Source organism: Collinsella aerofaciens, assembly GCF_039752985.1.
GTDB lineage: Bacteria > Actinomycetota > Coriobacteriia > Coriobacteriales > Coriobacteriaceae > Collinsella > Collinsella aerofaciens_BT.
On sequence record NZ_JBDMHA010000063.1, the window covers coordinates 1 to 12,360 of the forward strand.

Genomic DNA, 12,360 nt, shown 5'->3' on the forward strand with positions numbered 1-12,360 from the left:
CATTAAAGGAGAAACGACCCGGCGAGTAGCCGCGCGCCTTCGACTCCGGCGTACTCGCAAACAGCGCGCGAAGATCATCCCACAGGCCGATATAGGTAGCAGGGTTGGAACGCGGCGTGCGGCCAATCGGCGACTGGTCGATATCGATAACCTTATCGATACACTCGATGCCCTCGATTTTCTTATATGGACCCACAGGGCGCGTCGAACGGTGAATGGCATTCGTAAGGGCAGGCGCAATGGTATCGGTAACCAGGGAGCTCTTGCCCGATCCCGACACGCCGGTAACAACCGTAAGCGTACCAAACTCGATTTTGGCAGTAACGTTTTTGAGGTTGTTGGCTCGAGCGCCCGTAATTTTAAGGCAGCCGCGACCGGGCTTGCGCCGTTCATCAGGCACCCGGATCATTCGTTTGCCGGTCAGATAAGCGCCCGTCATCGACTCAGGACACGCCATGATATCGGCAGGCGTTCCCGCCGCGACTACGTGTCCGCCGTTGACGCCGGCGCCGGGCCCCATGTCGATCACGTAATCGGCGGCACGGATTGTATCCTCGTCGTGTTCGACGACGATAACGGTATTGCCGATATCGCGCAGGCGCTCGAGCGTCTTGATCAAGCGCTCGTTGTCACGCTGATGAAGACCGATCGAGGGCTCGTCCAGAATATAGAGCACGCCCATGAGACCCGCGCCGATCTGCGTTGCCAGGCGAATACGCTGCGCCTCGCCACCGGAAAGCGTCGCCGAGGCACGATCGAGCGTCAGATAGTCGAGTCCAACATCGACCAGAAAACGCAAGCGCTCCAGGATTTCCTTGACGATACGGCCGCCGATAAACTGTTGGCGCTCGGTGAGTTCCAGGCCCTCAAAAAACTCGAGCGATTCACGGCACGACAGGCAACAAACCTCGTAAATGGACTTGCCGCCCACGGTGACGGCGAGCATCTCAGGGCGCAAACGAGCGCCGTGGCAGCTCGAGCACGGCTCCTCGCGAATGTACTTCTCCAGGCGCGCCTTGGTGTTCTCGTTCGTCGTCTCGGTATAGCGTTCGTACAGGATGTTGCGAACGCCCGAAAACTTGGTATCCCACTGGCTGCGACGTCCGTCGAGCTTTTGGTAGTCGACCGAGATCTTCGTATCGCCCAGGCCATCCAAGAATGCACGACGCACGCGAGGGGGCAAGTCCTCCCACGGCGTATCGGTGCTCACCTTAAAGTGTTTGCAGACCGCAGCAAAAATCTGCGGATAGTAGTTCGAGTTGCCAAACAGGCTACCAAAGACTCCGTCAGCAATGGACTTCGAGGGGTCCTCGATCAACGCCTCGGCATCAACGGTTTTCTTAAAGCCCAGGCCGTCGCACTCAGGACATGCGCCATAGGGAGCGTTGAACGAAAAATCACGCGGCTGAAGATCGTCAATGGAGTGACCATGCTCCGGGCACGCCAAGGCCAACGAATACTCCAGCAGCTCGCCCTCGGTCCCCTCGGGAGCATCACGATCGGGCAGCATGTACACGTTTACATTGCCGTGAGCCAGCGCGGTCGCCTGCTCAACAGACTCGGCGATACGGCCCAGAGAGTTCTCACGGATCACGATGCGATCGACTACGACCTCGATATCGTGCTTGAACTTCTTGTCCAGATCGATCGGATCGTCGAGCGAGCGCACTTCACCGTCGACACGCACGCGGCTAAAGCCCTCGGCGCGAAGGTCCTCAAACAGTTTGGTGTACTCGCCTTTTCGCCCGCGCACCACCGGTGCCAGCACAAACGCGCGGCGGCCCTCCCCCGCCGCCAAGACCTTGTCGGCAACCTGGTCGGTCGTCTGACGCTCAATGACGCGGCCGCATTCGGGACAGTGCGGGGTGCCCACACGGGCGAACAGCAGGCGCAGATAGTCATAAATCTCGGTTACGGTGCCAACCGTCGAGCGAGGGTTTTTAGACGTCGTCTTTTGGTCGATCGACACCGCCGGCGAAAGGCCGTCGATTGAATCCAAGTCGGGTTTGTCCATCTGGCCCAAGAACTGGCGCGCATAGCTCGAAAGGCTCTCGACGTATCGACGCTGGCCCTCGGCATAGATAGTGTCAAATGCCAGCGAACTCTTGCCCGAGCCAGAAAGACCGGTAATGACCACGAGTTGGTCACGCGGAATGGAAACATCGATATCACGGAGGTTGTGCTCACGAGCGCCGCGAATAACGATAGAAGAATCAGACATGGAAGCTCCTTGCCTCCTATTGCATCGAATCATACTGTCGATGAGTTTAGCGCACTCGACGCGCACAGATGTTCGTAATACAAGATTCGCAGACCTTTAGCTTTGCGTATCGGATGCTTTGTTTCTCGAAATGCCGTGGAAAGGTTACAGTAATCTACTACTGAACTTAATTTGCTGTAACAGAGGAACGTCCATGACCGAAGATATCCCCCTTGAAATCACTTCGAGCGACATGGCCAATCTGCCCATATTCATCGCCGTCCTTATCGTGGCCACCGTCGTCGTGCGCGTGTATTTTTCAATCAAACACAATGAAAAGCCGCCCATTGCCCGCGTCTTTTGGTGCGCGACGCTCCTCATCCCGCTCGGCATGGTAGCTGCATGGATTACGAATCAATTGCTCGTAAATGAGGACAATTCCCTATGGGTCCTTTCTTATTCGGCGCTCGGTGCTGCCGCCGTCATACTTCTTGTCGAGCCCTTGGTTTCGGGACATATCGACCAAACCGATCTTGCGACGGGAACGGTTGCCTGTATTTGCCGTGACATCCTTGTCATCGCCGCTGTTTCAGCGCTCTCGTTCGTTTCACTCGAAATTGCCTGTAACGAAACGTTCTATCGCATTCCCGCCAACTCATTCGGGTTTTCCGTCGGGCTGCTCGCGACGGTTCTGCTCTCCCTTTATTTGCTGGGACAGCGTCATGGAGGCGTCATGCCCCTCGTGCCCGTCGCCTGTTGCATCCTTGGCATTGCCGAGCACTTCGTCATAACGTTTAAAGGCGAAGCCATCCTGCCAAGCGATATCTTGGCCCTCGGCACCGCAATGGAAGTGAGCGAGGGATACGAGTTTACCTTTACCGCCGGAATCGTAACCTCTCTCGCCCTGCTGGAGATTTCCCTGGGGCTTCTTTCGCTTATCCGACCGCGAAAGCTCCGTACGCCCACCCATGTCTTCCCCGCAATCGCCGCTAACCTCTGCGCTTTTCTGCTAGTGACCGTTGTGGAGCTCTCGGGCTTTTCCAGCATCGACTTGGAGCAGGCGCTGGATTTTGGATTTGACCGTTGGCAGCCCATCACCACATATACGTCTCAGGGTTTTATCACTTCGTTCACCGAAATGGCCAACGAGTTGCCCATTGAGAAGCCCGAAGGCTATACGCCCGATGAGGCGCAGAGCATCGAGCAGGAGCTCGCCGCCGCCTACGACAGCACGTATGGCTCGAGCGAGCAGCGCGCGGCTGCCGTTGCCCAGTTCAATGAAATCAAGCCGACGATTGTTGCCGTCATGAACGAGAGTTTTAGCGACCTTTCGTGCTTTGAGCAGCTCCAGGCGGCCGGGTACACCGGCCCCGCATTCTACAACTCGCTTCCCGACACACTTGTTCGCGGCACCATGCTCGCTTCGGTCACCGGTGGCGGAACGGCAAACTCCGAATTCGAATTTTTGACCGGAGCGACAACGGCCTTTGTCGGATTAGGCAAGATCCCCTATCAGCTGTATCAGATGAATGGTGTCAACAGCCTGGCAAAGGACCTTAAAGAGCTTGGGTATACCGCTACCGCTATGCACCCGCAAAACCCCGTCAACTACCATCGAGATAAGATCTATCAGCAGCTGGGCTTTGGAGACTTTCTTTCAATCGGCGATTTCGAAGGTGCGCCCTGTTACCATGCCGGCGTATGCGACTACGCCACCTACGACAAGATACTCGACCTGCTTAGAACCGACGAAGCGCCGCAGTTCATCTTTGACGTCACGATGCAAAATCACGGCGGCTACGACTATGGCACCGTTCCCGCCGAAGAGCTGACAAACTATTGGGTCGAGGGAGCCAGCGAGGGCGCCAATAGCGCGCTCAACACCTATCTCACCTGCATCAACGCATCCGACCGGGACCTCGAGTACTTTATCAACGAGCTCCGCAATATCGGCAGACCGGTTGTTCTTGTCTTTTTTGGCGACCATCAGCCGAGCGCCGCAACGACTCTCAACGACGAGCTGTACCCTCAGGAAGATACGGCAAGCCACGCTTTCCGTGTCTATCAGTCAACCTATTTCGTCTGGGCTAACTATGAAATCGCCGGCAATACCGAGCTCAACGTCTACGACACCGTCGGGGCAAACGAGATTGCAGCCATTACCCTTAATAAGATCGGCGCCCCGCTCACCGACTATCAAAAGGCCCTGCTTGCAACAAGGTCAGATGTGCCCACCATCAATGTCGCCGGCTATCTCGGTGCCGACGGGCTGCGCTACAACTTGGAATCTGAAGACAGCCCATACACCTCGACGATCGACAAGCTGCAGCGCATGCAATACCTCGAGTTCGCCAGCAAAGTTCAGTAAGCCCGCCCATTCGCTTGGGCCCATCGTATTGCAAGCACGCTCGGCCCAAATGCATCGCAAATGACTCCCGCTCGCAAACGAGGGTACAATGACGCTCGTGTCACACCGCGGGGCTCCGGCCCCAACATATACAAAGGAGTCAAACATGGGTTGCGAGCACGCACAGGCAGCCGGCGGGCAAACGTCGCCGTCGCAATTTGAGGAGAATACGCTGTCCGAGGTCAAGCGCGTTATCGCCGTGCTTTCCGGTAAGGGCGGCGTCGGCAAGTCGTTTGTCACCGGTGCCATCGCTACCGAGCTTGCCCGTCACGGCCACAAGGTCGGCGTCCTCGATGCCGACATCACCGGTCCCTCTATCCCCAAGATGTTCGGTATGAGCGGACGCCACGTCCATGCCCTTGGCAACCTTATGCTGCCCGAAATCTCCGAGCACGGCGTCAAGGTTATGAGCTCTAACCTGCTGCTCCAAAACGAAACCGACCCCGTGCTCTGGCGCGGCCCGGTTATCGCGGGTGCCATCAGGCAGTTCTGGAGCGAAACCTCATGGGGCCCCATCGACTACCTGCTGGTCGACATGCCTCCGGGAACGGGCGACGTCGCCCTCACTGTCTTCCAGTCGCTGCCCGTCGATGGCATCGTCATCGTCACGAGCCCGCAGGATCTGGTCTCGATGATCGTCGCCAAGGCGGTCAACATGGCCGAGAAGATGAACGTGCCCATTCTGGGAATCGTCGAAAACATGAGCTATATCGAGTGCCCCGATTGCGGCAAGAAGATCGAAGTCTTTGGCAAGAGCAAGCTCCCCGAGGTCGCCGAGCGTTACAACCTCGAGATTCTAGGGCAGCTTCCCATCAATCCGGCACTCGCCGAGGCTTGCGACAAGGGCGAGGTTGAGACCGCACTGCCCGACGGTATGCTGCCCCAAGCCGTCTCTGCTGTCGAGGCCATTGCCCCGCACGAGACCGCCGAGGCCTAAGTGAACACAAACGCCTCCTATGACGTCTTGGTAATCGGCGGCGGGGCCTCGGGTCTCGCCGCCGCCATTACGGCCGCACGCGCAGGCAAAAGCGTCTGCATCGTTGAGCGCGATGTTGCCTGCGGCCTTAAACTCCTTGCGACCGGCAACGGCCGCTGCAACCTTTCCAACGAATCAATTGATTTCCAGCGGTACAACCACCCCGCATTCGTCGAATCCGTCATGGGTCCCCGGCCCGAGCAAGAGCTCGGCAGTTTCTTCTCCTCGCTGGGCATCATGACGACCTCCGAGGAGGGCCGGCTGTATCCGCGCTCCCTTCGTGCCGAATCGGTGCGCGATGCGCTTCTCAACGCTTGCAATCACCTGGGTATCACCTTGATCTGTGGAGCAAACGTTGCCTCGGCATTCAAAGCCCCCGAGGGCTGGGTACTCCAAATAGACCGTCCCGCGCGAGCACTCAAGGCAAAAAAGCACGACGACCGAAAATCGGAGGTTCGCTCGCTTCGGAAGGCGCTTGCCGACACCCCTCGCAAGAACGAGACGCTGCAGGCAAAGGCCGTAATTATCGCTACGGGCGGCAGCCCCGCCGACATCGCGAAGACGTTCAATCTTTCCCTCACACCGCAGCATCCCGTCCTCTGCCCTGTGTCGGCATCGGTCTTCGGCGACCAGACTGCGCTCAAGACGCTGGATGGCCTGCGCGTCCGCGCCCGTTTGACGCTCACCCGCAATCACGAGGAGCTCTGGCACGAAGACGGCGAAGTGCTCTTCCGAACCTTTGGCATTTCGGGCGTTGCTGCCTTTAACCTCTCCCGTCGCGTTCAGCGCGACGACACGATTCTGCTCGACGTTTTCCCCGACCTCTCCAAAGACGTGTTGCTCAATATGCTCAATCAGCGAGTTGCGTTGCTCGGCGGCTTTTCACCCCGCGACCCCCGCTGGCTCGACGGCATGCTTGCCCCGCAGTTCTCTCACGTTGTCTGCACCGCATTCGAACAGTGCCACCCCGGGTCGTACGACGTCATCCATCTGGTCTCAATCCTCAAGCACTTTAAGATGCTCGTCGAGGGAACGACAGAGGAGCGTTCGGCCCAGGTCACGCGCGGCGGCGTGCCCATCGAGAGCGTCTCAGCTCCCAACCTCTGCGTGAGCAACGCGGCAGACGCCCCACTTTACATCTGTGGCGAGGCGCTCGACATCGATGCCGATTGCGGCGGTTTCAACCTTGCATGGGCTTGGATCTCGGGTATTCGCGCTGCAAGCAGCCTATAGCCGCGCAGTCTATAATCAAAACGCATTCGGGCCGTCTGGGACACCGGGCGGCCTCTTTCTTGCATCTAAGGAGACCTCGATGATCGAAATCACCCAAGTCCACGCGTCACTCGATGAGGCCGGCGACGAAGCCGCCTGCCTTGCTATTGGTAGACGCGCCGTCAAACGAGCCCTGCGATGCGAGGATTCCCAGATTAAAGCCATTGAGCTCCATCGCAAGTCAATCGACGCCCGTAAAAAACGAGATGTCCATTTTATTTTGAGCTTTCGAGTCGAGCTGACAAGCTCCCGACTCGAGCAGGAGGTGGTCGACCGCGTCGCCGAGCGCGACCGCTCGCGCATCCGCATGGTAGACGGCGAGGCTCCTTCATTCCCCAACCCTGTCCCAAATGCACCCAAGGGGCGTCCCGTCGTTGTCGGCGCCGGTTGCGCCGGTCTCTTCGCCGCCCTGACCCTTGCCGAAGCGGGCCTTAAACCCCTGCTCATCGAGCGCGGCGACCCCGCGCTTCGCCGCTCGGAAGCGATTGATCTCTTTCTTAAGGAGCGTATCCTCGACCCCGAAAGCAATATCCAATTTGGCCTGGGCGGCGCAGGGACCTTCTCGGACGGCAAGCTCAACACGGGAACCAAGAATCCTGCCCATCGACTGATTCTTGAGACCTTCGTCAAAGCGGGCTCACCTCGCGACATCCTGTGGGACGCCAAACCGCACATTGGCTCCGACATCCTACCCACCGTCGTCACCAACATTTCTCAGCGCATCGAGCAGCTCGGTGGAACCGTCCGCTATCGAACAAGGCTCGTCAATATTCGAACCGATGAATCTGGCGCCATCACCGGCGTCGATGTCCAACCGCCCCAAGAAACCACAAGCGAGACAATCGCCACAAAGCACCTCATTCTCGCCTGCGGCCATTCCGCCCGCGACGTATTCGAGCTTCTCAAAGAACATGACGTTACCCTCGCGCAAAAGACCTTTGCCATGGGTGTGCGCATCGAGCATCCACAGCATGACATCGACCGTGCCCAATATGGCCCTTCGGCGGGACACCCGGCACTCGGAGCAGCCCCCTACAAGCTTGTCGCCCATCTCCCCAACGGCCGCAGTGTGTTCTCGTTTTGCATGTGCCCCGGCGGACAGGTTGTCGCGGCTTCTTCCGAGCAGGGCCATCTGTGCGTCAACGGTGCCAGCCTCAATGCCCGCGACGGGCGCAACGCAAATGCCGCCCTACTCGTCAACGTCACACCCGACGACCTTCCCGGCGATGATCCGCTCGCAGGCATTGAGCTCCAGCGCGCCTGCGAGCGAGCCGCCTATCGCCTGGGTGGCTCTAACTGGAACGCGCCGGCACAGCTCGTCGGAGATTTCCTTGCGGGGCGCGCCAGCACGGCACCCGGAAAGGTAAAACCAACCTATCCACTTGGCGTGACCTGGACGGCGATCGACGATGCCCTCCCGCAGCATATCGTCGAATCGCTTCGTTTGGGAATTCCCCTGCTCGGTAAGAAACTGCGTGGCTATGACCGCCCCGATGCGGTCCTCACTGGCGTGGAGACGCGTTCGAGCTCCCCGGTTACGGTCATCCGCGATCGAACATGCCACGCCGTGTCGACCCCGGGCCTTTACCCTTGCGGCGAGGGTGCCGGATATGCCGGCGGCATCATGAGTGCCGCCACCGACGGCATCCGTTGCGCTGAGGCGCTGATAGCAGACCTCTAGTGCACGAACTCTCGCGTCCGAACGACACAGGCCCCGAGTTCCACAGGGAACTCGGGGCCTGTTCACTACTTCCTGAATCGTGCACCCTGGCGTTTTCTGCCCGAAGCAAAGGTAGAGCCCTTGCGAGCCTGCGAACGCAAACGCTCAATCGTTTCGTCCTCAGATGCGCCCTCAAGCATCGCCCGAATCTGAACGACGGCATCGCGCAGACGCGCCGCCTCCTCAAAGTCCATGGCGGCGGAAGCGTTACGCATGTCTTCCTCCATGGTCTCGACAATCCGCACGAGCTCGTCATGCGGTAGCCCTTCCAGCTGCTCGGCAAGCGTTTGCTCGGGTGCCACCGTCTCCGGCGCGGCGCCCTCGCCGTTTTCATCGGGCGTATAGAACGCACCGTGACCCAGCGAATCGCCTCTCGAGCGTCCTTTGGAGCCCACAGTTTTTTCGGCCTCGGCAATAAAACTTGAGATGTCGTTGATGGCCTTGCGCACTGTCTTGGGCACAATGCCATGCTCTTCGTTATATGCCATCTGAATCTCGCGACGGCGCTGCGTCTCCTCGATGGCCTCTTTCATCGAATCGGTCACAACGTCCGCATACATGATGACTTCGCCATCGGCGTTACGGGCCGCGCGGCCAATCGTCTGAATCAGCGAACGGCGGTTGCGCAAGAATCCTTCCTTATCGGCATCGAGAATTGCCACCAGTGAGACCTCGGGAAGATCCAAGCCCTCGCGAAGCAGGTTGATGCCAACGAGAACATCGATCTTGCCCTCGCGCAGCGTTCGCAGGATCTCGACACGGTCCATTGTCGCCGTATCAGAATGCATGTAATTGACCTTAATGCCCGCATCAAGCAGATGGTCGGTCAGGTCCTCGGCCATGCGCTTGGTCAACGTGGTCACCAGCACGCGCTCCTTGCGGGCAACGCGCTCGCGAATCTCGTCCTCAAGATCGTCAATCTGACCGCGAACCGGACGCACATCGATCTTGGGATCGAGCAGACCGGTCGGACGAATAATCTGCTCAACGTCGTTCTGGCTAACCCGCAGCTCATAGTCGCCCGGTGTTGCCGAAACGTAGATGAACTGGGGTATCCTTGCCTCAAACTCATCGAAACGAAGCGGGCGGTTATCGAGCGCCGAGGGCAGGCGAAAACCGTGTTCCACCAGCGTCACCTTACGCGAGCGGTCACCTTCGTGCATGCCGCGAATCTGCGGCACCGTCACATGGCTCTCATCGATGATGCAGAGCATATCCTTGGGAAAGTAATCGATTAGGGTAAACGGCGGCTCACCCGGCTTGCGACCGTCCAGATGACGCGAGTAGTTCTCGATGCCGTTGCAAAAGCCCATCGTCTCGAGCATCTCAAGATCATAATCGGTGCGCTGCTGCAGACGCTGCGCCTCGAGCAACTTGTCGGTCGCCTTGAGCTCCGCCACGCGCTTCTCGCACTCTTCGCTGATCGATTTCAGAGCCGCCTTGACCTTCGGCTTCTCGGTCACATAGTGTGATGCCGGCCATACGGGGATGGCCTCGTACTCACGAAGCATCTCACCGGTGACCTCATCGATCTCGGCAATCAGCTCGACCTCGTCGCCAAAGAACTCAAACCGCAACGGATGCTCAGCATAAGGCGGATACACGTCGACAACATCGCCGCGCACGCGGAACGTGCCACGCGCCAGGTCATAGTCATTGCGATCATATTGAATGTCGATAAGCGCATGGATAAAGTCATCGCGCTCGAGCGGCACCTTCTTGTCGACGTTTGGAGCCAGACCCGCATAGTCCTCAGGAGAGCCAATGCCATAGATACACGAGACCGATGCGACAACGATCACATCACGTCGAGAGAGCAGTGACGCGGTCGCCTGATGGCGCAGCATCTCGACCTCTTCGTTAATCGAGGAGTCTTTCTCGATATATGTATCGCTTTGCGGCACATACGCCTCGGGCTGATAGTAGTCGTAATACGAGACAAAGTAGACCACAGCGTTATTGGGAAAGAACTCTTTGAGCTCGCTCGCAAGCTGAGCAGCGAGCGTTTTATTCGGAGCCATGACCAGCGTCGGCTTTCCCAGGGCCTCAATAGTCTTTGCCATCGTGAAGGTCTTGCCCGAACCAGTCACGCCCAGCAAAACCTGATAGCGGTCTCCGTCCCTCACGCCCTGCACAAGCGACTCAATGGCTTTAGGCTGGGAACCGGCAGGCTCATAGGGAGAAACGACCTTAAACGGCACGTCAGAGCCTTCAACGCCAAAGCGCTTAAGTTCACCACCAACGCGTTCTACTTCAAATTCCGCCATGGATACTCCTAACTCATATATCTGCAGTATACGCAGGCGGCAGGCATAGTCCTATACGAACCGATCGGGATAGAGGGTCTTGTAGCGAGCCCAGGCATTATTGACACGAATCAGATACGCCTGCGTCTCGGGAAAGGTAATTGCATTATGAAGCGACGTACCCTGCTGCGCCCATCCGTCGACATTGCCCATGCCGGCGTTATAGGCGGCGATGGCACTATCCGTCGACCCGTTGAAATAGGCGAGAAGATACGAGAGGTATGCGCAGCCAAACTCGATATTCGTAGCCGGATCGTTAAGATTGTCGGCCGAATACTCCCCTCCGTCGACAAGGCCCTTGGCAATCATATCCTGGGCAGTCTCGGGCATCAGCTGCATCAATCCCTGAGCACCCTGATTCGACTCGGCCTCGGGATCCCAATTCGATTCCGACTTAATGACAGCGCACACCAGATACGGATCCAGATTATGCGAAATACTGGATTGCTTTACATACGCCTCGTAGTCAATCGGATACAGCGGCTTAAAGAAAGCGGCAGGGGCACACGAGTAGACGAGCGAAATAAGGCCGAAGACGAACACAACGGCAAGTGGCGCCACGCGATACCACGTAAAGAAACGTGCCTTAGGCATCGGCCTCCTCCTTATCCGGAGTATCTATAAACCCGTGGCATGCAAGCCATGAGTCAAGCTGCTCAAAGAGCGAATTATCGCCTGCGGCATTATCAATCACCGTTGTAGCGAGATTGCACAGCGCAGACTCATCGGGCTGGCAAGCAGAACGAGCATCGAAATCGGATGGCTCCATGCCACGTTGAATAGCGCGCTCGCGACGAACTGACAAAGGGGCGCTGATGACCAGAATTTCATCAGCCAAGCCAAATGCATCCTCAAAACCAGTCGGAGCAGAAACCTCGACCACCGCAAAGGGATAACGGGGAGATGAAACCGTACAACAAACCGGATCGAGAATCCTAAGCGAAAGCTGTTCAATCAGAACGGGATGCACGATGCCATTGAGCCGTGCGACCGAATCAGGAGAAGCGAAAGCTCGAGAAGCGAGGATGCTGCGGCGAATGCCGCCTTCCACATCCAAAATGTCCCAACCGAATTCATCCGCGAGAGTATTGACGATATCAGAGCCCGGCACATACAGAGATTTTGCAAGCTCATCCAGATCGATAAGCATAGCGCCACGAGATTCGAAATAGCGGCAGGCAGTCGATTTACCCGAAGCAATATTGCCTAAGACAAAAACGGTAAACATCAAGTCCTCCCTAACGCCAATGGGAGTTATTATCGCGCAAATACAAAAGAAGGACTCAAAATACAGCCAAACAGTAAGACAAGCTAAACGAAGGCGAGTTCTTGTATTACAACTCTCTATTAAACGCAAAAAAAGGGGGAGGCCGCGAGGCCTCCCCCTTCTTCAAGTCGATTGACGGCTCGGTGCCGTCCACCGGTCAGCGGCGCCCTGGCCTCCCACGGGCTGACCCCGCAGTACTCTCGGCGCGATGG

General features: G+C 57.7%; 8 protein-coding genes. 4 read left to right on the forward strand and 4 right to left on the reverse strand.

Annotated elements, in window-relative coordinates:
* A partial coding sequence (gene uvrA / locus ABHR76_RS08210; protein WP_346977316.1) for an excinuclease ABC subunit UvrA occupies positions 1-2,221 on the reverse strand: 2,221 nt, incomplete at its 3' end.
* Between the two features lie 193 nt (positions 2,222-2,414).
* Between uvrA and ABHR76_RS08215 the strand changes: the two genes are divergently transcribed.
* From ABHR76_RS08215 to ABHR76_RS08230, 4 genes are all read left to right on the forward strand, one after another.
* On the forward strand, positions 2,415-4,568 hold the full coding sequence (locus ABHR76_RS08215) for an LTA synthase family protein (RefSeq protein WP_346977317.1): 2,154 nt from the start codon (positions 2,415-2,417) through the stop codon (positions 4,566-4,568).
* A 145-nt stretch (positions 4,569-4,713) separates the two neighbouring features.
* Positions 4,714-5,544 carry an Mrp/NBP35 family ATP-binding protein gene (locus ABHR76_RS08220; protein ID WP_346977318.1) on the forward strand — a complete coding sequence of 277 codons (831 nt, stop codon included), beginning with the start codon at positions 4,714-4,716 and terminating at the stop codon, positions 5,542-5,544.
* Positions 5,545-6,816 carry an NAD(P)/FAD-dependent oxidoreductase gene (locus ABHR76_RS08225; protein ID WP_196022674.1) on the forward strand — a complete coding sequence of 424 codons (1,272 nt, stop codon included), beginning with the start codon at positions 5,545-5,547 and terminating at the stop codon, positions 6,814-6,816. It begins immediately after the preceding gene.
* A gap of 79 nt (positions 6,817-6,895) precedes the next feature.
* Positions 6,896-8,536: an NAD(P)/FAD-dependent oxidoreductase gene (locus tag ABHR76_RS08230; protein ID WP_270226821.1), complete on the forward strand. Its 1,641-nt coding sequence runs from the start codon at positions 6,896-6,898 to the stop codon at positions 8,534-8,536.
* Positions 8,537-8,601: 65 nt separating this feature from the next.
* Here ABHR76_RS08230 and uvrB read toward each other — a convergent pair whose 3' ends face one another.
* The 3 genes from uvrB to coaE are packed head-to-tail and all read right to left on the reverse strand — an operon-like array spanning position 8,602 to position 12,109.
* The gene (uvrB, locus tag ABHR76_RS08235) at positions 8,602-10,842 is read right to left on the reverse strand and encodes an excinuclease ABC subunit UvrB (RefSeq protein WP_196022676.1); all 2,241 of its coding nucleotides are present in this window, start codon (positions 10,840-10,842) and stop codon (positions 8,602-8,604) included.
* Positions 10,843-10,893: 51 nt separating this feature from the next.
* A complete protein-coding gene (locus ABHR76_RS08240) occupies positions 10,894-11,475 on the reverse strand; it encodes a lytic transglycosylase domain-containing protein (protein ID WP_055286971.1) in 582 nt (193 codons plus the stop codon).
* Positions 11,468-12,109, reverse strand: coding sequence for a dephospho-CoA kinase (coaE, locus tag ABHR76_RS08245; RefSeq protein WP_346977321.1), 642 nt, complete (start codon positions 12,107-12,109; stop codon positions 11,468-11,470). The genes ABHR76_RS08240 and coaE overlap by 8 nt, the downstream gene beginning before the upstream one ends.
* Positions 12,110-12,360 lie beyond the last annotated feature (251 nt).